Annotated in this window: 23 protein-coding genes and 3 pseudogenes; 5 read left to right on the top strand and 21 right to left on the bottom strand. The window is 54.2% G+C overall.

What is annotated here, in order from left to right:
- The first annotated feature begins 99 nt into the window (after positions 1 to 99).
- Complete coding sequence (locus BN873_RS21360) at positions 100 to 402, top strand: IS4 family transposase (protein WP_082161256.1); 303 nt, start codon at positions 100 to 102, stop codon at positions 400 to 402.
- Between the two features lie 36 nt (positions 403 to 438).
- Here the strand turns inward: BN873_RS21360 and BN873_RS12265 are convergent, their stop codons facing one another.
- From BN873_RS12265 to BN873_RS12225, 12 genes and pseudogenes are all read right to left on the bottom strand, one after another.
- Entirely contained in the window at positions 439 to 1,662 is a 1,224-nt protein-coding gene (locus tag BN873_RS12265; protein ID WP_048674050.1) for an ABC transporter ATP-binding protein, read from the bottom strand.
- 6 nt (positions 1,663 to 1,668) lie between these two features.
- Entirely contained in the window at positions 1,669 to 2,505 is an 837-nt protein-coding gene (locus tag BN873_RS12260) for an ABC transporter permease (RefSeq protein WP_242434426.1), read from the bottom strand.
- Positions 2,498 to 3,379 carry an XrtA system polysaccharide deacetylase gene (locus tag BN873_RS19555; protein WP_082161255.1) on the bottom strand — a complete coding sequence of 294 codons (882 nt, stop codon included), beginning with the start codon at positions 3,377 to 3,379 and terminating at the stop codon, positions 2,498 to 2,500. Before BN873_RS19555 ends, BN873_RS12260 begins: the two co-directional genes overlap by 8 nt.
- 46 nt (positions 3,380 to 3,425) lie before the next feature.
- A complete protein-coding gene (gene moeA / locus BN873_RS12255; protein ID WP_048674046.1) occupies positions 3,426 to 4,691 on the bottom strand; it encodes a molybdopterin molybdotransferase MoeA in 1,266 nt (421 codons plus the stop codon).
- Between the two features lie 25 nt (positions 4,692 to 4,716).
- A complete protein-coding gene (mobB, locus tag BN873_RS12250; RefSeq protein WP_048674044.1) occupies positions 4,717 to 5,232 on the bottom strand; it encodes a molybdopterin-guanine dinucleotide biosynthesis protein B in 516 nt (171 codons plus the stop codon).
- 5 nt (positions 5,233 to 5,237) lie between these two features.
- Positions 5,238 to 5,567 (bottom strand): hypothetical protein, encoded by a 330-nt coding sequence (locus BN873_RS12245; protein WP_048674042.1) that lies wholly within the window; start codon positions 5,565 to 5,567, stop codon positions 5,238 to 5,240.
- Between the two features lie 109 nt (positions 5,568 to 5,676).
- On the bottom strand, positions 5,677 to 6,519 hold the full coding sequence (locus BN873_RS12240) for a DUF72 domain-containing protein (RefSeq protein WP_048674040.1): 843 nt from the start codon (positions 6,517 to 6,519) through the stop codon (positions 5,677 to 5,679).
- A 64-nt stretch (positions 6,520 to 6,583) separates the two neighbouring features.
- Positions 6,584 to 6,691, bottom strand: a pseudogene (locus tag BN873_RS20935) (DUF4440 domain-containing protein); the annotation flags it as partial.
- Between the two features lie 3 nt (positions 6,692 to 6,694).
- Positions 6,695 to 7,102 (bottom strand): IS1 family transposase, encoded by a 408-nt coding sequence (locus BN873_RS12235; RefSeq protein ID WP_048674039.1) that lies wholly within the window; start codon positions 7,100 to 7,102, stop codon positions 6,695 to 6,697.
- A gap of 242 nt (positions 7,103 to 7,344) precedes the next feature.
- Positions 7,345 to 7,413, bottom strand: a pseudogene (locus BN873_RS21450) (hypothetical protein); the annotation flags it as partial.
- 47 nt (positions 7,414 to 7,460) lie between these two features.
- Entirely contained in the window at positions 7,461 to 7,904 is a 444-nt protein-coding gene (locus tag BN873_RS12230) for a DUF4440 domain-containing protein (protein WP_082161253.1), read from the bottom strand.
- Positions 7,905 to 7,981: 77 nt separating this feature from the next.
- A complete protein-coding gene (locus BN873_RS12225; protein WP_053085337.1) occupies positions 7,982 to 8,395 on the bottom strand; it encodes an alpha/beta hydrolase family protein in 414 nt (137 codons plus the stop codon).
- Between the two features lie 265 nt (positions 8,396 to 8,660).
- On the opposite strand from BN873_RS12225, the gene BN873_RS12220 reads away from it, so the two are divergent.
- Positions 8,661 to 9,989, top strand: a complete 1,329-nt coding sequence (locus BN873_RS12220) for a hypothetical protein (RefSeq protein WP_139031709.1) — start codon at positions 8,661 to 8,663, stop codon at positions 9,987 to 9,989.
- Positions 9,970 to 11,046 (top strand): tetratricopeptide repeat protein, encoded by a 1,077-nt coding sequence (locus BN873_RS20930; RefSeq protein ID WP_048674035.1) that lies wholly within the window; start codon positions 9,970 to 9,972, stop codon positions 11,044 to 11,046. The genes BN873_RS12220 and BN873_RS20930 overlap by 20 nt, the downstream gene beginning before the upstream one ends.
- Position 11,047: 1 nt before the next feature.
- Here the strand turns inward: BN873_RS20930 and BN873_RS19550 are convergent.
- Positions 11,048 to 11,218: pseudogene (locus BN873_RS19550) on the bottom strand (respiratory nitrate reductase subunit gamma); the annotation flags it as partial.
- Between the two features lie 21 nt (positions 11,219 to 11,239).
- Between BN873_RS19550 and BN873_RS12210 the strand changes: the two are divergent.
- Positions 11,240 to 11,644 carry an IS5 family transposase gene (locus BN873_RS12210; protein WP_139031708.1) on the top strand — a complete coding sequence of 135 codons (405 nt, stop codon included), beginning with the start codon at positions 11,240 to 11,242 and terminating at the stop codon, positions 11,642 to 11,644.
- Here BN873_RS12210 and BN873_RS12205 read toward each other — a convergent pair.
- A complete protein-coding gene (locus BN873_RS12205) occupies positions 11,637 to 11,972 on the bottom strand; it encodes an IS1 family transposase (RefSeq protein WP_242434430.1) in 336 nt (111 codons plus the stop codon). The two genes, BN873_RS12210 and BN873_RS12205, sit on opposite strands and share 8 nt — an antisense overlap.
- Before the next feature lie 19 nt (positions 11,973 to 11,991).
- Positions 11,992 to 12,372 carry an IS1 family transposase gene (locus BN873_RS20420; protein ID WP_171820470.1) on the bottom strand — a complete coding sequence of 127 codons (381 nt, stop codon included), beginning with the start codon at positions 12,370 to 12,372 and terminating at the stop codon, positions 11,992 to 11,994.
- Here BN873_RS20420 and BN873_RS21190 point away from each other — a divergent pair.
- Positions 12,253 to 12,861: an IS5 family transposase gene (locus BN873_RS21190; RefSeq protein ID WP_082161250.1), complete on the top strand. Its 609-nt coding sequence runs from the start codon at positions 12,253 to 12,255 to the stop codon at positions 12,859 to 12,861. The two genes, BN873_RS20420 and BN873_RS21190, sit on opposite strands and share 120 nt — an antisense overlap.
- Positions 12,862 to 12,910: 49 nt before the next feature.
- Here BN873_RS21190 and BN873_RS12190 read toward each other — a convergent pair whose 3' ends face one another.
- From BN873_RS12190 to BN873_RS12170, 6 genes are all read right to left on the bottom strand, one after another.
- Complete coding sequence (locus BN873_RS12190; RefSeq protein WP_048674029.1) at positions 12,911 to 13,231, bottom strand: DUF5615 family PIN-like protein; 321 nt, start codon at positions 13,229 to 13,231, stop codon at positions 12,911 to 12,913.
- Positions 13,228 to 13,440: a DUF433 domain-containing protein gene (locus BN873_RS19535; RefSeq protein ID WP_082161258.1), complete on the bottom strand. Its 213-nt coding sequence runs from the start codon at positions 13,438 to 13,440 to the stop codon at positions 13,228 to 13,230. The genes BN873_RS12190 and BN873_RS19535 overlap by 4 nt, the downstream gene beginning before the upstream one ends.
- Positions 13,441 to 13,584: 144 nt before the next feature.
- On the bottom strand, positions 13,585 to 14,265 hold the full coding sequence (narI, locus tag BN873_RS12185; RefSeq protein ID WP_048674026.1) for a respiratory nitrate reductase subunit gamma: 681 nt from the start codon (positions 14,263 to 14,265) through the stop codon (positions 13,585 to 13,587).
- Between the two features lie 104 nt (positions 14,266 to 14,369).
- Positions 14,370 to 15,080: a nitrate reductase molybdenum cofactor assembly chaperone gene (gene narJ, locus BN873_RS12180; protein WP_048674024.1), complete on the bottom strand. Its 711-nt coding sequence runs from the start codon at positions 15,078 to 15,080 to the stop codon at positions 14,370 to 14,372.
- Positions 15,077 to 16,627 (bottom strand): nitrate reductase subunit beta, encoded by a 1,551-nt coding sequence (narH, locus tag BN873_RS12175; protein ID WP_048674022.1) that lies wholly within the window; start codon positions 16,625 to 16,627, stop codon positions 15,077 to 15,079. The genes narJ and narH overlap by 4 nt, the downstream gene beginning before the upstream one ends.
- 2 nt (positions 16,628 to 16,629) lie before the next feature.
- The gene (locus tag BN873_RS12170) at positions 16,630 to 20,412 is read right to left on the bottom strand and encodes a nitrate reductase subunit alpha (protein WP_048674020.1); all 3,783 of its coding nucleotides are present in this window, start codon (positions 20,410 to 20,412) and stop codon (positions 16,630 to 16,632) included.
- Positions 20,413 to 20,428 lie beyond the last annotated feature (16 nt).

Raw genomic sequence — 20,428 nt, 5'->3', positions numbered from 1 at the left:
GCCCTCAATCGCTTCGCCATTCAATTCGAGGGCCGCTTGCCACTCTCACTCCACTAACCAAAACCGCATTTACACAAAAAATTTGACAGACTCCTATTCATCGCCTGGCGCATCCTCCACCTCGTCACCTGGGGCCGGGAAGGCCCAGACCTCTCCTGCGAGGTGGTCTTTGACCCGGAAGAATGGCAGGCGGCCTGGATCGTTGCCCACCGTACAAAGCCCCCGGAGACCCCGACCCCACTGGGTCAAATGATCCGGCTCATCGCCGGTTTCGGCGGCTTCCTCGGCCGTAAGGGCGCTGGCCACCCCGGCCCTAAAGCAATGTGGGAGGGCATACAAAAAGTCTCTGCCTTCGCCCTCGGTATCGCCGCCGCGAAACAGGCTTTTAGCCCCTCCGGCTGAGTTGGGGGGAATCGGGTGCCTTCAAAGCCCTGGCGCTCAATATCCCATATCCCATTTACCTGACTCATAAAATACACCAAAATTTATATCAAAAATGTGATGCTTAACATGGAAATTAGATCCAATTTGAGCACAAAGGATTTTCTGAAATCCTTTCTCACGTATTATAACATGAATAGTATATAATTCTGCTACCAACTTAATCGGAGGCGTTATCAATTGCATAACACCTTGATCCTTCAAACAAACAATAGAAAATCCATCTATCTCAGTACTATAGCTACAGCAGACAACCCCATCGGATCTTACAATATTCAGGATAAAATTAGGATATTCGATAGCAGCTTGAGCTAAATAATTAAAGGTTATTCTTATACGCTCTCCATACTCAAAAACATTTTTACTAATCCCATCTGTATCAGATAATTCAAATCTTGTAAGTTTAATTTTTTGATTTTCTGAACCAGGTAAATTCAGTTCACTTAAAGAACAATCTTCTTCATAGATTCTAATACCTTCTTCAGTAGGTCCATCAAATTGAACTCTTCCTTTCTTTATATATATAACTCGTTGACACATAGCTTTAACGGAAAACATATTGTGTGATACAACTAAAATCGTGGCATTTTTTTCTTGTAACCTCTTTGTATATTCCATACATTTTCTCTGAAAAGATAAATCACCAACAGCCAAAACCTCATCAAGCAACAAAACATCAGGTTCAACATGAGCAGCAACTGCAAAAGCCAAGCGCACATACATACCACTTGAATAACGCTTTACAGGAGTGTCAATCAGATTGCCTATTCCCGAAAAATCAAGTATTTCATCAAATTTATTATTAATTTCAGACCGTGTCATTCCTAAAATTGTGCCATAGAGATAGACATTTTCACGTCCTGTCTGCTCAGGATGAAATCCTGTACCCACCTCTAGCATTGCCCCCATCCGACCATATATCCTAGCTCGACCTGTAGTAGGAGCAGTAATTCTCGATAGAATCTTTAAAAGAGTACTTTTTCCAGCACCATTTAGGCCAATAATACCAACATTTTCACCTTGATAAATTTTAAATGTGGCATCACTTAAGGCCCATAACATATTATTAGTTGTGGCGGAGCCTGGCCAATCTTTAAACCATACTGGAATAGATTGGAATATATGTGCAATCTGCTCACGGAGCTCGTAATGTCTCCGATTAGCACCTAATCGATAGGCTTTGCCAAGATTGCTAACTTCAATTGCAATTTTATCATTCATAAGCTTCTATATCAAATCGGCAAATGATCTTTCCATTTTCTTAAAATAGACTACCCCTCCAAAGAGAAGGAGAAGAACAAAAATCACAGTTATCCATATTGCTTGAAACTCAGCATTCTCCTTACCAAGTAAGGACCAGCGAAACCCTTCAATAACTCCTACCATAGGATTTAAATTATAAAGCCATCTATACTTTTCAGGAATAATACTTAAAGGATAAACTATAGGGCAAGCATACATCCAAATTTGTAATAAAAATGGAATAATATGCTGAACATCTCTAAATTTTATATTTAATGGGCCTAACCAAAGACCAAAGGAAAACGCCAAAACTACTGTAAAAAATATAAAAAATGGCAAAAAAACAATATTTAGAGTTAAAGGGATACTGTACCATAATAATAAAACAAATAACATCAAAAGAGATATCAAAAAATCCACCAAAGCTGTTAGTGCTGTAGCCAATGGAATTACCAGCCTAGGAAAGTAAATTTTCTGAATCAATGCGGAATCCCCCACTAAGCTAATTCCACCACGCCGTAATGATTCAGCGAACAGAGTCCAGGGTAACAATGCAGTAAATGCGAATACTGTATAAGGAAGCCCATCAGAAGGAACTTTTACAAAAACCCCAAACACTAATGTAAAAATCAAGGTAGCTATAATAGGCTGAATAATGGCCCATCCAGCACCGAGTGCGGCCTGCTTATAACGCACCTTTAAATCACGCATAAGCAGAAAATAAAGCAGCTCTCTATATTGCCAAACCAAGCCCAACTCTAAATCAAACAACCCTTTAGAAGGCCGGATTTCAACCACTTGACGATAATGTTGGCTATTCAAATGAACCAAGCTCCCTACTTAAGTGAATTACAGAAAAATTATCAAAATCCGTTAAAACATCTCTTGAGGATTTAAACTTAAATTTCTGCAACAGCCAAATTAAGCGATTTTCGCAAAACTCTAAATTTTTATAATGCCGAAAAGCAGACACTCGTTCTGCCTGGATTCTAGGTTGGTCAGGATCAATCTCCCAAGGATGCAGATAAAATATGAAAGGATATCCTTCAGATTGATTAATATATGACAGTACCCACTGAGTAAACCAGTAAGGGTATATCCTAAAATAACCACCACCACTTACTGGCAGAGCATAGCTTCCTACTTTCAAGGTAGAGAGAGGGAATTCAGTCAATATTTTTCCGTCAGCAGTTCTCAGTTTATAAGGCCAACGGGGACTACCTGGAATCCCATAACGATCATGCCGAACAGGAAAAATACTTGAATCGTATTCAAATTCAAGCTCGGCCAAGATATCTAGTGCCCATAATGATTTCTTAGTAATGGAATAACTAGCAGCGCGATAGCCTAAAACCTGACATTGAGCTTGCTGCTCCAAACACACTTTAGCTCGAATAGTTTCTTCACGAAAAAGCGCTGGTGATTGAGTATAAATCAGCTGATGCGAATAACCATGACAAGCCACTTCATGGCCCTGCTTCGCGATGGCTCTTACTAAATTCGGGCAGCGTTCAGCAACCCAACCTAATACAAAGAACGTCGCCTTAACATTATATTCAGCGAATAATTCTAATAACCGGTGAGTATTACGTTCAACTCGAAGCGTAAAACTATCCCACGTCGCCGGATCAATCTGCTTGGAAAAAGCCGCGACATGAAAATAATCTTCAACATCGACAGTCAGAGCGTTGCGCACTAGACCCTCAAATTGGTTTGTGATTTATTTCAATTAGCTAGCCAACTTAGCTAACCACCCCCAACCCTTGAAACGGTAAATAACTCACCTTATCCCCCAGTTGGACGCCAGTAGAGTCCTCTGGCAATTCTATTAACCCATCTGCCCAGGATAAGGACGATAACGCCCCAGAGCTATTGGTAGGATAGATGCTCACTATTGGTTCTAGCTCAGCATCAAACCGTAAGCGCGCTCGTAACCACTCCCGCCGACCTGGTTTGCGACGGAATTCAAAATCAGCTATCGCTTGCAGTCGTAAGGGTTCAGCCGGTTTTGCTCCCATCAATTTCACCATCAGCGGCCGGGTAAACATCAGGCACGCTACCGCCACTGAGACAGGATTCCCAGGAAGTCCCACAACTAAGCAATTTTTGATCCAACCAAACGCCAATGGCTTGCCTGGTTTAATCGCTAAGCGCCAAAACTCGATCTTTCCTAGCTCAGCGATCACATCCTTAACCAAATCCGCTGCACCTACGGAAACCCCACCGGATGTCAACAACACATCGTGCGTGGCGGCTGCATTCTGTAGTACTGACAGTACCATATCTCGCTCATCGCGCAAAATCCCTAAATCAGTAACTTTGCAGCTTAAATGTTGCAACAAGCCGATCAATATGTAGCGATTAGATTCGTAAATGGCGCCGGGCGGTAATGTCACACCAGCCTCGTACAATTCATCTCCCGTCGAGACCACCGCAACACGCAGTTGGCGCACGACCTTCAGGGTGCTGAATCCCTGAGCGGCCGCGAGTGCTACATCCTGTGGTCGCAAGCGAAGACCTGCCTCTAGCAGTGGAGAATCACGCTGAACATCCTCACCACGCCGACGAATATTCTCGCCCGCTTGGAGTCGGGCAGCAACCTTCAGTTCAATTTCAATCCAACTCCCATCAGCGGCAATTTCACAATCTTCCTGCATCACTACGGCATCTGGGCCCTCTGGTAATACCGCGCCTGTGGTGATTTGAACGGTAGCACCACGGGCTACAGTTTCAAGATACGGATGACCGGCCAGGGATTGCCCGATAACCGGCAGGCGGGTAGGCTGATCGCGCTTAAGATCCGCCAGATGCAGGGCATAACCATCCATCGCTGAATTATCGTGGGGCGGTACATCCAACTGAGCGCTTAGATCAGCAGCGAGCACCCGGCCATAGGCTTGCAGCAAGGGCACCGTTTCTGTGTCACAAATGGGCTGAATCGTACCCAGTGCGGCAGTCAAGGCGTCAGCCAACGTCAGTAACCGGTCGCCAGCGCAGCAATCGGACATAAGAAACCTCGTCTTGAAGGAAAATTTAGATCTTGCGGGTGAAGCGGAAGATGAAATCGCTAATAGCAGGCAAATCAGTTATTGAAAATACCGGCAGATCAGCTCGGCCGTAGGGCACCGGGTCCAGCATAGGATCGCTGGCAACGGCAATCACCGCCGGGTCGTTTGGAAATTGCGGAGGCTTGTTGGTGGCCATTGAGCGCCAAATCTCCAGCTTGGGGTAGTGACCCGTTTTCCAGCCTTCAACCAGTACCAGATCAACCGGTTGTAAATACTTAAGCAAATCAGCCACACGGGGTTCTGGTTCGTCGCGCAATTCGTGCAACAAGGCCCAACGCTGACCAGTGGACAAAATCACCTCTTGCGCCCCCGCCTCCCGATGGCGAAAGGTATCTTTGCCGGGCCGGTCCAAATCGACATCGTGGTGGGCGTGCTTGAGGGTGGAGACGGTAAGACCCAGCGCCCGTAACCGGGGAATCAGGGCAACGATCAGCGTCGTTTTACCAGAACCGCTCCAGCCGGTAATACCGAGAACGTTCATACCGGTTAACGTACTGGGGATGAAGCACTCATCAGATCAATTCCGTTAATGGTCGCGCGACCGATCAGCCGGGCCAGGTACTCACTGATTGCTCGATGGTGGCTTGGTTCGTCTGAATCCTCCCCGATCTCCTGCTGGATTAGGGCGGCAATGCGCGCTTCTCCATCATCGCCTTTAATCTCCAGTCGGGTTGCTTCTTGCAACAACAACTCCTTAGCGATCAGTGCCAGCTTCGCCGCATAATGCGCGATCTCTGGCGAAGGTGCGGGGTGATGTTGCGTTTCAGCGTGAATAGCGGCGTCCGTGATTTCAACGCCATTAACGGTAATAGGCATAGGGAAAGTCTCTACAGAAATCAAAGGGAGGTAACAGGAATAGCACCTCACCACACTAAAAAGCTCAAGTGAATGAGTATAACCCAGAAGCGTCAATCCTTTAGCGCAGTTATACGCCTGAATCATCGCTGAGCGCCTTAGCCAGCCGAGCACGCAGCTGTTCTTTAACCAACCGCACCAACTGCGGTGCATGACGATTATTGGGCGTGTGCGCAAAAAAATACGGCTCCCGACCCTCTGCCAGCCAGAGCGCCAGTTTATCCAGCCACGGTTCGAGAAAAGGCCGGTTCGCGTCTACATCAGGATGACCGATGAAACGGATGAACGGGCGTGGCCCCAGGCTGATGGCGTGAACCGGCAAGCGTGGTTTCTTACCTTGCGCGGTGCGGGTGTCCGCATCCATCGGCTCAGCGCTAAACAGCGCACGGCTGTCCAGCATCACTCGGTCGATGCCCAGTTCCAATAGCATCCGGTTCAACTGGCGTTCGTCCTCACCCTTGTTGAAAAATGCCTGATGTCGTACTTCCACGGCCACCTGAAAATCCTTGGGTAATACAGTCAGATAGTCGTGCAAAACCGGCAGCGCATCTGGCCCGAAACTGGGCGGCAATTGCAGGAAGCTTGGCCCCAGTTTGTCGGCTTCCGCCAGAGGTTTCAGGCGTTCCAGAAACGCCGTGGTTTCCGCTGCCACCCCGCGCAACCGCTGGTCATGACTGATGGCCCGTGGAAACTTGAAACAGAAGCGGAAGCCCGGTGCCGATTCATCGCGCCACCGTGTGACGATTTCCGGTTTGGGCAAGCCATAGAAACAGTTGTTACCTTCGACGGTATCGAACGCCGCCGAATACTGGCGCAGAAAATCCTTTGATTTAGTTCCGGCAGAGAAGAGGGAGCCAACCCAATCACGGTTGCTCCACACCGGACAGCCGAGATGATAGCGAGGTGGGGTCATGCCCACAGCCTACACCAAAATCCCTCTCTCGCTGCGGAGAGAGGGGTAAAAATAGCAGAGGGTTTTAATGCTTCTTCGCTTGCTTTGCACTTTTCTCCGGCATCATCGAAGAATGATGGCTGGTAATCAGCCAATCCTTGCCATCCCAATGATAGGTATAGGAATAACGAGAGTCCTAACCAAAGATATATAAGAAGGTCATGGAAAGGGCCGCGAAGGCGGCGGGCTGATCATGGAGATGATGGTAGAGGCGCAGGGAAAGGTCCACCATGTCTTCGGTTTTAGAAACCACTTTGGTGCGGCGGCGAAAGCGGGCGAGAAAGTGGCGGATGTTGCTGTTATCTTGCTCAATGGGGAAGGTGAGGTGCTTACCAGTCGTCAATTGTGCGGCTGGAATCAAGCGATGGTAGCCGGGCCAATCGTCAGTGATGAATTGTTTGCCCTGGAGACCGATCCGGTCGAGCAACCGTTGGCAGGTGGCGTCATCACGGCCACCCAACACCCAGGCCAGGGTTCGCCGACGGTCAGGGTCATACGCGCGCCAGACCCAAAGCTTGGCGGTTTTTTTTTGAGAAAATGCCACATCTCGTCCAGCGTCAGTACCACGGTTTCCCCGGATACTTCGGGGATTGGAAGTTTCTGCGCCTCAGCGCGTACCCACTTCAATACCGCTACATCGCTGACGTGCAACAGGCGCGCAATTGAGCAGAAACTGACATTCCCCATCGCGTAGAGCAACAGCGCCAGCGCTTTCATCGCCGCGGGCTTGCCCCGTAGCGGTGTCGCCGTAAAATGGTAGCCACACTCCTTGCACCGATACCGTTGCAAACCCCGCACACGACCGCTCTTGACCGACGCTTCGCTACCACACCGCTTGCAACCACCGCTTTCCATCTCCAAACCTCGCTTCAAGTGAGCCTTTCCCTCCTATAATATCATAACTATCCTAAGTTAGGACTCTCGGAATAACGACCGCTGACTTTCTGCCCGTTTTTAGCAAAGGTAAAGGTATAGAGGCCCGCATCCAGCACCGTATTGCAACCGATGTCGATGTAGCGCATATCGATCTTGCCGGATGGGCCTTTTTCCAGAAAATGATTGAAGTAATCTTCCTTTTCTGCGGCAGTCAGCCGAGGTTTGTTAGAAACGGTAGGAAGAAGAATCGAATGATCTGCGTAATTGGCGACGACTTTCTTCGAATCGCCGGTCAATAAGGATTGATTCCAGCGATCAAACAACGCGGCGATTTCCTGTTCTGTCACGTTTTTGCAGGTTTCAGAGCGAGCGGCAGTGTTGGCCTGTTTCCCCAGACCCACCATCTCCATCGGTTGGGTGGCGCACGCACTCAGGGTAGCGGCCAAGGCAAAAGCGTAAAGCGGTTTCATAGGTATGCTCCTTCTGATCTATGGTATGGAAATTTTACGCTTGAATGGCTTAAAGCCATCCAAACGTAAGTCATACGCTACAAGCATGAAGGCGCAAGGTCAAATTTCAGCGCCACCCGAACGCTCTTGCCTTCATGTGCGCCAAAAGTCATGCGTTCGTCGCTACTTTCCCCGTGCGCTGGCAAGTCTATGAGCAGGAACGAATAACCTTCGTTATGGAGAAATCGTGCCCTGTCCAGTATCTGGCGGCGATCAGCACCAACGCCGTGGAGCAGAAGTACGCCACCAAAACCCGAATTGCCAGGAGAAAGCCAACCCGCGAGATAATCGCCGGATCTTGTGGGAATTTTTACTGTCTGTGCTGGAAAATCGGACGGCGGTATACCAATTGAGCGTGAAGCCGGATTACTGAGCTTATCGCCAGCGACATACGAGGCGGCAAAGATAAGTATGATTCCAACGATAAACACTGAGATGAGCGTGTCGCGCATTCCTCACAACCTGATCTGTATTTCGGTTACTATCTGAAAATGCTCATTAATAGAGTACCTACGAGACTGTTATACCACTGCTGTCGCGTTTTGGGAGACGACACTGCAAAATGCTCTGGTCGAGGCTGTGCGGATTCCCCGCGATCTGCTGGATACGGCGTGGAGCGAAGAAATACGCCGACCAGGACTATCCTGCCAGTATTGGCTTTAATAGACTCGTTACACATATGAGCCAGACGAATCGCCCACCGCGAAAAGGTAAACCATGACCCCTCCCGACCCTCAACTATCCCCTATCACCCGTTTCTACCAGGTTTGCGAGCCTTCGGAACCCGTATCGCCAAGCGACCCTCGCTGGGTGGATTTTGATGCGGTACGCGGAGACGATAACGTGGTCGCGCTCTACGCCCGCAGCATCCGCAGAGCGGATTCCAGCCGCCCGGATTTTAAGCTGTTTGCCGGACATCGGGGCGTGGGTAAAACCAGCGAGTTGCTACGGCTGAAAGCCATGCTTGAGCAGCCGGATAATAATCGTAAAGGCTTTATCGTGGTGTTCTGTGATGTCAGCGACAGCCTTGATGTCAACGACCTCGATTTTCCAGACCTGCTGGTGTACATCGCCGGCGAGTTGCAAAAACAACTCGGTGATCGCCAACTGCCGGGATTTAGTAAGGTAACGACCTATCTAAAAAAGGTCTGGGATGAAATCCAGGGGCTGCTCAGCACACAGATCAGTCTGTCCGGGGTTGAGGTTGAGGTCGGCTTCAGCAAGCTGACCACCGAATTTCGTAACCGCCCCAACGCACGGCGGCAGTTGCGTGAGGCGGTGGAGCAGAACAGCACCTCGTTGCTTGACGCCGTTAATGATCTGCTCCGATCTGCCCAGGTCGCCGCGCTGAATACCGGTTATGTCGGCGTCGTACTGATCGTCGATGGCCTCGATAAACTGGTTCGCCGCCATCTGAACGATGGCGCAACCAATACCCATGATCGGCTGTTTATCGACCGCAGCGAACAACTGGCCTCACTAAGCGTCACCACGGTGTACACCGTGCCGATTTCGCTGATTTACTCGTCCCGGTTCGGGCAGTTAGAGCAAATCTTTGGCGAGTATCATGCCCCGATTTCCATGATTCGGGTGCGCAAAAGTCGTGATGAACCGGTATCTGTGGAATCGCCGGGGATGATCAAACTCCGGGAGATGGTGGAAAAACGTGCCCAATTTGCGGGCATCACCCTTGGTCAAGCGTTCGATAACGAGAATACATTACATTATCTTTGCCAAGTGAGTGGCGGCCATCCCCGTCACTTGCTGATGCTCCTGCAATCGGCCTGTAATGAATTGGATAGGCTGCCAATTACCGGTTCCAGCGCGAAAAAAGCGGTAAAAAAATATGCGAATGCCTTAACGCGCGAAGTGCCCGACGCCGCCTGGGAACCGCTGAAAGCCTTTAAGGAACCGCAGCGTGACATGCTAAAAGACGAAATCCATCAGCAAATGCTGTTTCTGCTATTCGTATTTGAGTACATGAACGGCACCCTTTGGTATGAAGTCAACCCGGTGTTCCACACCATTGAACGTTTCCGAAGCTGAAAGCCGCGCCAAAGCAGTCGGTGAAACCTTTCGAGCGTTGCGCCGTGGCCTAAAGCGCAGTCGGGGCTTCGCGTTGTACGTGGCGATCTGCAATTCCCTGCTCACCCGTGATGAATTGATTGCCAACCTGAGTGCTTCAATGCCGGATAAGGTGGTTCATCGCGTGGTGCTGACCACCAAGGATGAAGATGTGTTGGCCGCTGTGGAAAAAGTTATCGGAAAATCGACGGCTGGCGTGGTCATGGTGGTGGGTGTCGAGCAACTACTGGCTGATAAAGTCCGCGCCGAGCGATTGTTAGCTGGTCTTAACCTCCGGCGGGCGGAATGGCCCAGCCGTGTTTGCAGCCCTGTGGTGTTCTGGCTGCCACAGCGGTTCTTGGGCGATCTGATGCGCGGCGCCCCGGATTTTTTTGACTGGCGCAGCGATACCCTGGAATTCCCGGAACTCACGACCGAGCAGGCGCGGCCTTTAGCCAGCCGTGAATGGCAGGATGGCCCTGATCCCCGGTTTACAGCCGAGGAACGCCTGGCGCGTATTGCGGAACTACGTGCCCGGATTGCGGCAATTGCTAATCCCAGCGACGATCCTGCCATCATAAGCAGTGTTGCCTTATGGTGGGATGAACTGGCGGATCATCTCAGTCTGATGGGCGAGTTGGACGAGGCGCTGCGCATCCTGAAGGACCAACTGCCCGTTTTCGAGCGGCTGGGGGACGTGCGCGAGCGGGCCATCACCCAGGGGAAAATCGCCGATATCCTGCAAGCGCGCGGGCAGTTGGACGAGGCGCTGCGCATCCGCACCGAGGAGGAACTGCCCGTCTACGAGCGGCTGGGGGACGTGCGCGAGCAACTGGTCTGCCGTGCGAATACCGCCCTGATTTATTGGCAGCGAGGTTCAAACGGTGACCGTGAGAAGGCACTAGCGTTATTGCATCTGGCGCTGGCAGACACCGAACGTTTGCAGATTCCCGAAGCACAGCTGATCGCTGCGCTTATCCAACAGGTTGAAAATCCATCTATCGGCCAGAAGGCGACCGCCCAGGCGGTCGCCAAATAAATTAGCGCTGCCGCACCACCTGATACGCCCGCATCGGATACGTCACCGGTGCGCTCCAGATGTGCACTAGCCGACTGAACGGGAACACCAGAAATACGGTGATTCCCAGGAAGATATGCAACTTGAACAGCAGGCTAACCTGGGAGATCGATTCAACCACATCGGCTAGGCCGTGTTCACAAAATCATGCTTCGTGTGCGAAACTGCTGGCTATTATCCACGGCCAGAGGGGTCGAGCATGGATCGTTTGTATTACCTTACGGACGAGCAATTTGAGCAGATCAACCGGTTATTGCCACTCGAAGGGGGTCGCCGGGGGCGTCCGCCGACGGTCAAGAACCGCGAGGCGTTGGAAGGTGTGTTGCATGTTCTGCGCACGGGCACGCCGTGGCGGGATTTGCCAAACGCCTACGGCCCTTGGCACACGATCTACATGCGCTGGCAACGCTGGATCGAGCGTGGGGTCTGGGGGGAGATCCTGAAGCTGCTGCAGCGGCTCAAGGGTGTCGACCTGACCATCGTGTTTCTGGATTCCACCGTGGTGCGCGCGCATCAACACGCGGCGGGCGCTGCTAAAAAAAAGGAGAGTCCTAACTAAAGATAGATAAGAAGGTTGCAGAAAGGGCCGCGAAGGCGGCGGGCTGATCATGGAGATGATGGTAGAGGCGCAGGGAAAGGTCCACCATGTCTTCGGTTTTAGAAACCACTTTGGTGCGGCGGCGAAAGCGGGCGAGAAAGTGGCGGATGTTGCTGTTATCTTGCTCAATGGGGAAGGTGAGGTGCTTACCAGTCGTCAATTGTGCGGCTGGAATCAAGCGATGGTAGCCGGGCCAATCGTCAGTGATGAATTGTTTGCCCTGGAGACCGACGCGGTTGAGCAACCGTTGGCAGGTGGCGTCATCACGGCCACCCAGCACCCAGGCCAGGGTTCGCCGACGGTCAGGGTCATACGCGCGCCAGACCCAACGCTTGGCGGTTTTTTTTGAGAAAGTGCCACATCTCGTCCAGTGTCAGCACCACGGTTTCCCCGGATACTTCGGGGATTGGAAGTTTCTGCGCCTCAGCGCGCACCCACTTTAATATCGAGACATCGCTGACGTGCAAGATGCGCGCAATCGAACAGAAACTGGCATTCCCCATCGCGTAGAGCAACAGCGCCAGCGCTTTCATCGCCGCGGGCTTGCCCCGTGGCGGTGTCGCCGTAAAATGGTAGCCACACTCCTTGCACCGATACCGCTGCAAACCCCGCACGCGACCGCTCTTGACCGACGCTTCGCTACCACACCGCTTGCAACCACCGCTTTCCATCTCCAAACCTCGCTTCAAGTGAGCCTTTCTTCCTATAATATCAGTAACTATCTTAGATTAGGACTCTCAAAAAAAGGCGATCAGGCCATCGGCCGCTCCCGGGGCGGATTGACCACCAAAATCCATGCCGTGTGTGCTTCCGAGGCCGATGCAGTCGATATCCGCATCACGGCGGGACAGGTGGGAGACGCCCCGGTCGGCGAGGCGCTCGTCGAGCCGCTCGACCCGCGCGAGGGCATCCGGCACGCCGCTATGGACAAAGCCTACGACAGCAACGCCATCCGCGCCAAGCTCGACGCCAAGGGCATCACCCCGGTCATCCCACCCAAGTCCAATCGCTTGGAGATCGTCGTCTACGACCAGGAACGCTACAAGCAGCGCAACAAGGTCGAGCGCCTTTTTAACAAACTCAAGCAGTTCCGCCGAGTCGCTACCCGCTATGAAAAACTCAAAACCAACTTCCTGGCTTTCGTCACCGTCGCCCTCATCGTGATCATGCTCCGCTAGCAATTTTGTGAACACGGCCTAGATCGAAGGTGACGATGTGTACCTTGAATTAGAGCTTAACTATTGTGACTTCGCCTTTCGGCGCGAGCGGCACCATTTCGCAGAGCATCGGGACCAGAGGCATCAAATCAACGAGGCGATTCGTACGGGCAACTAACACGATGACAGCAAGTGAAAAATTTGGAATGGTCTGCTGGAAAGCGAGATTCCGATCAACTGTCATGAAAATATCGAAGTCGCGCTCCGCCAGCTTTAAAAGCGCACCGTTCTTGATAGTCGCCCATCCCATTTCCGGCACCGTTCTGACAAAGAATGCTTGCAAGTGCTTGGACAGGCGACGATCCACGCATTCGTCCAGCAGAATCCTCATACAGATTCGGCCATCGCTAACGATGCAGCACGTTCTAGAAAATCTAATACTTGTTGGCGGGTAACCGTTGGAAAACCTTCTAGAAAGTCATTAATGGACTCGCCTCCTTCAAGGTAGTCAAGCAACGTCTGGACGGGTACCCGCGTTCCCAAAAAACAGGGCGTACCTCCCATAATATCCAGCGAACAGGACACCACTTGATTACTCATTATTAACACCATTTACTGATGAGCTTGATCTGGCCGTAGCCACCGACTATGAAAGTTGTAGGTATCTACCCTACAAGCTAAAAAGCGCGAGGTCAAAGCGGAAAATCCGCCGACTCGCGCTTTCTTTTGACCACAACTTGACGTTTAACGCTGCCGTACCACCTGATAGGCTCGCATCGGATACGTCACCGGCGCGCTCCAAATATGCACCAAACGGCTGAACGGGAACACCAGGAACACGGTGATGCCAAGGAAGATATGCAGCTTGAACAGCAGCCCAACCTGGGAGATGGACGCCACCGCGTCGATTGGATCGAAGGTCACGATATTCCGCCCCCAGCCCATCAGATTCAGCATGTTATGCCCGTCGGTGTGCATCAGCGATACCGGGATGGTGATGAGGCCGAGAATCAACTGCGCGTAGAGCAACAGCAGGATGAAAATATCCATGCGGCTACTGGTCGCCCGCACCCGTGGATCGGTCAGCCGCCGCTTGATCAGCATCGTCAGGCCGATGAAGCACATCACCCCGGCAATGCTGCCGGCGACAATGGCCAGAATCTGCTTGGCGCCAGCGGAGACGCCGAAAGCGTGGAAAATCTCCGGCGAGGTCAACAGGCCGATGAAGTGACCGGCGAACAGCAGCAGAATGCCAACATGAAACAGGTTGCTGGCCAGCCGCATGTTTTCTTTATTGAGCATCTGGCTGGAATGGGCCTTCCAGGTGAATTGATCGCGGTCGAAACGCGCCAGGCTGCCGAGCAAAAACACCGCCCCGGCCAGATAGGGATAAACGCCAAACAGTAAGGTCTCTAAGTAACTCATCATCGTAACCTCGTGCTGAAAATCACCCTCACCCCCGCCCCCTCTCCCAAAGGGCGAGGGGTGTTTTTATAGGGATGCTCCTCTCCTAAAGGGTGAGGGGTGTTTTATAAGGAACGGGCGGCGTGCGGCGTCGCGCCGGAACGGGGCAGCCATTGCACCGGCTGCACGGTGGATGGCTTGCCTCCAGTGGCGCAGCCCTCCTGATTGCCCAGGAAGGTCACCACCTCCTCTTCCCAAATCTTGTCCATGTTCACTATCGCCTGATCCGGGCCTTCGGTCGCCGCCTGCTGGCGGATGTCGGCGCTGTCCTCGGATTCGCCGACCAGCGCGGTGAGGGCGTCGAACAGGACGTGATAGTCGTTGTTGCGCTTGGCCAGCCGTGCGCCCAGCAAGGTGATGACATGCGCGATTTCCGCCAGCAATTCCAGCGCTTCCTCGGTGGGCCGCTGCGCCAGATACTCCAGAAACAGCGGCAGATAATCCGGCAGTTCGCGGGCGTCCAGCTCAAAACCGTGTTTGCGATAGACTTCCAACAGGTTGACCATCGCCTGACCGCGATCCCGCGATTCGCCGTGGATGTGCTCGAACAGGTGTAGCGACAGCGCCCGGCCCCGGTCGAATGTCGCCACGTACTGTTCCTGCCATTCCATCAGTTCAGTGCGTGCCAGCCGCTGGATGAGCGCCTGTAACGCGGCACGCTCGGTTTCCGGCAATACCGCTTCTTGCGCCAGCGCTTCGGCCATCTCCGGCAGCGCCGCTTGGATTTCCGGCTGGGGATAGCACAGCAGGGCGGACAACACCTTCAGCGTTTTCATTGGCCGGTCGGCTCCACCTTGATCGGAATGGCGCGGCGGGTGGTGACTTTCTTGCCGCCGAACAGGTTGGTCTTGTCGGTGCCCGGCGAACAGCCGTTGCCGAAGCTGAAACCGCAGCCGCCGCGCTCGCCGAAAGCGTCGTAGGTGGCGCTGGCGTATTCGCGGTGGCTGGTGGGAATGACAAAGCGGTCTTCGAAATTGGCGATGGCGAGATAGCGGTACATCGACTCCACCTGATCGACCCGCAAGTTGACCGCTTTCAGCACGTCCTCGCGGATGTCGCCGTCCACCGTTTTGGCCCGCATGTAAGCGCGCATCGCCAGCATCCGCTCCAGCGCCAGCTTGACCGGCTTTTCATCGCCAGCGGTCAGTAAATTCGCCAGATATTTCAACGGAATCCGCAACGAGCCGACATCGGGGATGATGCCGTTCATGCCGATTTGTCCGGCTTCGGCACGGGCCTGAATCGGCGACAAGCTGGGTACGTACCAGACCATCGGCAAGGTGCGATATTCGGGATGCAGCGGGAAGGCGATCTTCCAGTCAATCGCCATCTTGTAAATGGGCGAGTCTTGCGCCGCTTCCAGCCACGGTTCGGGAATCCCCGCCTTGCGGGCTTCGGCCTGCACCGTCGGATTGAACGGGTCGAGGAACATATCAAGCTGGGCTTGATACAGGCTGTGCTCGTCCAGCACGCTGGCGGCCTGCTCGATCTTGTCGGCGTCGTACAGCAACACGCCCAGATAGCGGATGCGCCCGACGCAGGTTTCCGAGCAAACCGTCGGCTGACCGGACTCGATACGCGGATAGCAGAAAATGCACTTTTCCGATTTGCCGGTGTTCCAGTTGTAATAAATCTTCTTGTACGGACAGCCGGACACGCACATCCGCCAGCCCCGGCATTTATCCTGGTCAATCAGCACGATGCCGTCTTCTTCACGCTTGTAAATCGCGCCGCTGGGGCACGAGGCGACACAGGCCGGATTCAGGCAGTGCTCGCACAGGCGCGGCAGATACATCATGAAGGTGTTTTCAAATTCGCCGTAAATCTCCTTCTGCACGTCATCGAAGTTAGTGTCCTTCGAGCGCTTGGCGAATTCGGTGCCGAGGATTTCTTCCCAGTTCGGCCCCCAGTGGATTTTCTGCATCCGCTCGCCGCTGATGGCGGAACGGGGCCGAGCGGTGGGCATCGCTTTCGACTCCGGCGCGTTTTGCAAATGCGCGTAGTCGTAATCCCACGGCTCGTAGTAGTCATCAATCGCGGGCAGGTCGGGATTGGCGAAGATGTTGGACAGAATCTTCAGCTTGCCGCCCTGCTTGGGCGTAATTTTGCCGTCTTTGCCGCGATTCCAGCCGCCGTTCCACTGCTCCTGGTCTTCCCAGTTTTTGGGATAGCCGATGCCGGGCTTGGTCTCGACGTTGTTGAACCAGGCGTATTCCATGCCGTCGCGGCTGGTCCAGACGTTCTTGCAGGTCACTGAACAGGTGTGGCAGCCGATGCACTTGTCCAGATTCAGGACCATGGCGATTTGTGCGCGTACTTTCATGATTAATGCGCCTCCACGGGGGTGCTCGTTGCGGACACGGTTTCGGCTTCGGCGGACGGTTCGTCATCCAGCCAGTCGATTTTGGCCATCTTGCGGACGATGATGAACTCGTCGCGGTTGCAACCGACGGTGCCGTAATAGTTGAAGCCGTAGCTCTGCTGGGCGTAGCTGCCGATCATGTGGGTCGGCTTGAGCACCGTGCGGGTCACAGAGTTGTGAATGCCGCCCCGGGTGCCGGTGATTTCCGAGCCGGGCGTGTTCACAATTTTTTCCTGGGCGTGATACATCATCGACATCCCTTCCGGCACCCGCTGGCTGACCACCGCCCGCGCCGCAATCGCACCGTTGATGTTGTAGGCTTCGATCCAGTCGTTATCCTCGATGCCCGCCTTCTTGGCGTCCACTTCCGACATCCAGATGATCGGCCCGCCGCGGGAGAGCGTCAGCATCAGCAGGTTGTCGGTGTAGGTGCTGTGGATGCCCCACTTCTGATGTGGGGTGATAAAGTTCAGCACGATTTCCTTGTTGCCGTTCGGCTTCTGGCCAATGATCGGCTCGACCGTCTTCATGTCCACCGGTGGCCGATAAGCGCACAGCGCCTCGCCAAAGCCCAGCATCCAGGCGTGATCCTGATAGAACTGCTGGCGACCGGTGACGGTGCGCCACGGAATCAGCTCATGGACGTTGGTGTAACCGGCGTTGTAGCTGACCTTCTCGTCTTCCAGCCCCGACCAGGTGGGTGAAGAAATGATCTTGCGCGGCTGGGCCACGATGTCGCGGAAGCGGATTTTCTCGTGCTCCTTGGGCAGCGCCAGATGGCTGTGATCGCGGCCGGTGATTTTGGACAGCGCGGCCCAGGCTTTCACCGCGACGTGGCCGTTGGTTTCCGGGGCCAGCATCATGATCATCTCGGCGGCGTCGATGTCGCTGTCGATGCGCGGCCGACCCTTGGAGACGCCCTCTTCCAGCACGGTGTAATTGAGCGCCGCCAGCGCCTCGACCTCGTGCTCGGTGTTCCAGCCGATGCCCTTGCCGCCGTTGCCGAGTTTGTCCAGCAGCGGCCCGACCGAGGTGAATTTCTTATAGGTGCTGGGATAGTCGCGCTCGACCACCACCAGACTGGGCGCGGTCTTGCCGGGGATCAGATCGCACTCGCCTTTCTTCCAATCCTTCACGTCCGGCATGGCCAGCTCGTTGGGGGTGTCGTGCAAGGTCGGCAAGGCCACGATGTCCTTTTCGACGCCGAGATGACCGGGGCAGGTCTCCGAAAACGCCTTGGCAAGACCTTTGAAGATGTCCCAATCGGTGCGCGATTCCCAGGCCGGATCGACCGCCGCACTCAGCGGATGGATGAAGGGGTGCATGTCGCTGGTGTTGAGGTCGTTTTTCTCGTACCAGGTCGCGGTTGGCAGCACGATGTCGGAATACATGCAGGTGGTGGACATGCGGAAGTCCAGCGTCACCAGCAAATCGAGCTTGCCTTGCGCCGCCTCGCGCCATTGCACTTCGGATGGCTTCTCGCCGCCCTCCTCACCCAAATCCTTGCCCTGCACCCCGTGGGTGGTGCCGAGCAGATATTTCAGGAAATACTCGTGGCCCTTGCCCGACGAGCCGAGCAGATTGGAGCGCCACACGAACAGGTTGCGCGGGAAGTTGACCGGATTATCCGGGTCTTCAAAGGCGAAACCGAGCTTGCCGGCTTTCAGCTTCTTGACGATGTGCGGGGCCGGTTCCTCGCCCGCTGCCGCCGCTGCTTTGGTGATTTCCAGCGGATTGGCGTTGAAATGCGGCGCGGTCGGCAACCAGCCCATCCGCGCCGAACGCACGTTGTAGTCGATTTGCGACCCCTGCCACTGCTGCAGGTCGGCCAGCGGCGAGAGGATTTCCCGCATGGTCAATTTTTCGTGCCGCCACTGGCTGGTGTGGATGTACCAGAACGAGGTCGAATTCATGTGGCGCGGTGGCCGGTGCCAATCCAGCGCGAAGGCCAGCGCGGTCCAGCCGGTTTGCGGCCGCAGCTTTTCCTGGCCGACGTAATGCGACCAGCCGCCGCCGCTCTGGCCGACGCAGCCGCACATCATCAGCAGGTTGATGACGCCCCGGTAATTCATATCCATGTGATACCAGTGGTTCATCGCCGCACCGATAATCACCATCGACTTGCCGTGGGTCTTGTCGGCGTTCTCGGCGAACTGGCGGGCCACGGTGATGATTTGCGCACGCGGCACGCCGGTCACTTTCTCCTGCCAGGCCGGGGTATAAGGCACGTTGTCGTCATAGGTCTTGGCGACATTCGCGCCGCCCAGGCCGCGATCCAGGCCGTATTGCACCAGCGTCAAATCGTAGACGGTGGCGACCAGCGCCTCGGAACCGTCCGCCAATTTGATTTTCTTCACCGGCACGTTGCGCACTTGAATGGCGTCGTGTTCGGTGCAGGCAAAATGCGGATGCTTAGTGGAGCCGAAATAGGGGAAGGCAACCGGCGCGACCTCATCTTTAATATCGTTGACCGATAGCCGCAACTGGGTTTCCGCGCCGCTTAGCGATTCTTTGGCTTCCAGATTCCACTTGCCGACCATGCCGTCCTTCTCGCCCCAGCGGAAGCCGATGGAGCCGTTTGGCACGATCAGGTGGCCGCTCTTCTCATCGAAGGCCAGCGTTTTCCAGTCGGGATTGTTGGCCTGTCCGGCGCTATCGGCGAGGTCGGACGCCCGCAGGAAGCGACCGTTGACGTAGTTGCCATCGGCCCGCTGGTCGAGCCGTACCAGCATCGGGAAATCGGTCTTGGTGCGGACGTACTCGGTGAAGTATTCGGATTTGCCGTCGAGATAGAACTCGCGCAGGATGACGTGGCCCATCGCCATCGCCACGGCGGCATCGGTGCCTTGCTTGGGATGCAGCCAGATGTCGGCGAACTTGGACGCCTCGGAATAATCCGGGCACACGGTCACGATCTTGGTGCCCTTGTAGCGCACCTCGGTCATGAAATGGGCGTCCGGCGTGCGGGTCTGCGGCACGTTGGAACCCCACATCATCAAAAAGCTGGAGTTGTACCAGTCGGCGGATTCCGGCACGTCGGTCTGTTCGCCCCACACCATCGGGCTGGCGGGCGGCAGGTCGCAATACCAGTCATAGAACGACCCGCAGGCCCCGCCGATCAGCGACAGATAGCGCGAACCGGCGGCGTAGGACACCATCGACATCGCCGGAATCGGTGAAAAGCCGTAGATGCGGTCTGGGCCGTATTTTTTGGTGGTATAGACATTCGCGGCGGCAATCAGTGGATTCACTTCTTCCCAGGTGGCGCGGACGAAACCGCCCAGACCGCGCTGGGTCTTGTATTCGCTGGCTTTGGTCGGGTCTTCGACGATAGAGGCCCAGGCATCCACCGGGTCTTTTTTCTCGGCCAGCGCCGCCCGCCACAGCTTCAGCAAACGCCCACGCACCAGCGGATATTTCACCCGGTTGGCGCTGTACAGATACCAGCTATAGGACGCGCCACGCGGGCAGCCGCGCGGTTCGTGATTGGGCAGATCGTCGCGGGTGCGCGGGTAGTCGGTCTGCTGGGTTTCCCAGGTCACCAGCCCGTTTTTGACGTAAATCTTCCAGCTACAGGAGCCGGTGCAGTTCACGCCGTGGGTCGAACGCACCACCTTGTCGTGCTGCCAGCGAGCGCGATAGGCGTCTTCCCAGCCGCGATCCTCGTTGGTGACGATGCCGTGATCGCCGGAGAAGGTGTCGGTGACTTTCTTGAAGAAATTCAGCCGGTCGAGAAAATGGCTCATCGCATTAAACCTCTTT

Origin of the sequence: Candidatus Competibacter denitrificans Run_A_D11, assembly GCF_001051235.1 — a bacterium.
Taxonomy (GTDB): domain Bacteria; phylum Pseudomonadota; class Gammaproteobacteria; order Competibacterales; family Competibacteraceae; genus Competibacter_A; species Competibacter_A denitrificans.
Note: the sequence above shows the minus strand (reverse complement) of the source record. Positions and strands in the feature narration are given on the sequence as shown.

Coding starts and splice junctions, on each gene's coding strand:
- BN873_RS12230 (WP_082161253.1), bottom strand. CDS start 7,904: ATGAAACCGCTTTACGCTTTTGCCTTGGCCGCTACCCTGAGTGCGTGC.
- moeA (WP_048674046.1), bottom strand. CDS start 4,691: ATGTCCGATTGCTGCGCTGGCGACCGGTTACTGACGTTGGCTGACGCC.
- BN873_RS21190 (WP_082161250.1), top strand. CDS start 12,253: ATGGTAGCCACACTCCTTGCACCGATACCGCTGCAAACCCCGCACGCG.
- BN873_RS12265 (WP_048674050.1), bottom strand. CDS start 1,662: ATGAATGATAAAATTGCAATTGAAGTTAGCAATCTTGGCAAAGCCTAT.
- BN873_RS12245 (WP_048674042.1), bottom strand. CDS start 5,567: ATGCCTATTACCGTTAATGGCGTTGAAATCACGGACGCCGCTATTCAC.
- BN873_RS12220 (WP_139031709.1), top strand. CDS start 8,661: ATGACCCCTCCCGACCCTCAACTATCCCCTATCACCCGTTTCTACCAG.
- BN873_RS12225 (WP_053085337.1), bottom strand. CDS start 8,395: ATGCGCGACACGCTCATCTCAGTGTTTATCGTTGGAATCATACTTATC.
- mobB (WP_048674044.1), bottom strand. CDS start 5,232: ATGAACGTTCTCGGTATTACCGGCTGGAGCGGTTCTGGTAAAACGACG.
- BN873_RS19535 (WP_082161258.1), bottom strand. CDS start 13,440: ATGAGTAATCAAGTGGTGTCCTGTTCGCTGGATATTATGGGAGGTACG.
- narH (WP_048674022.1), bottom strand. CDS start 16,627: ATGAAAGTACGCGCACAAATCGCCATGGTCCTGAATCTGGACAAGTGC.
- BN873_RS12190 (WP_048674029.1), bottom strand. CDS start 13,231: ATGAGGATTCTGCTGGACGAATGCGTGGATCGTCGCCTGTCCAAGCAC.
- BN873_RS12240 (WP_048674040.1), bottom strand. CDS start 6,519: ATGACCCCACCTCGCTATCATCTCGGCTGTCCGGTGTGGAGCAACCGT.
- narI (WP_048674026.1), bottom strand. CDS start 14,265: ATGAGTTACTTAGAGACCTTACTGTTTGGCGTTTATCCCTATCTGGCC.
- narJ (WP_048674024.1), bottom strand. CDS start 15,080: ATGAAAACGCTGAAGGTGTTGTCCGCCCTGCTGTGCTATCCCCAGCCG.
- BN873_RS12170 (WP_048674020.1), bottom strand. CDS start 20,412: ATGAGCCATTTTCTCGACCGGCTGAATTTCTTCAAGAAAGTCACCGAC.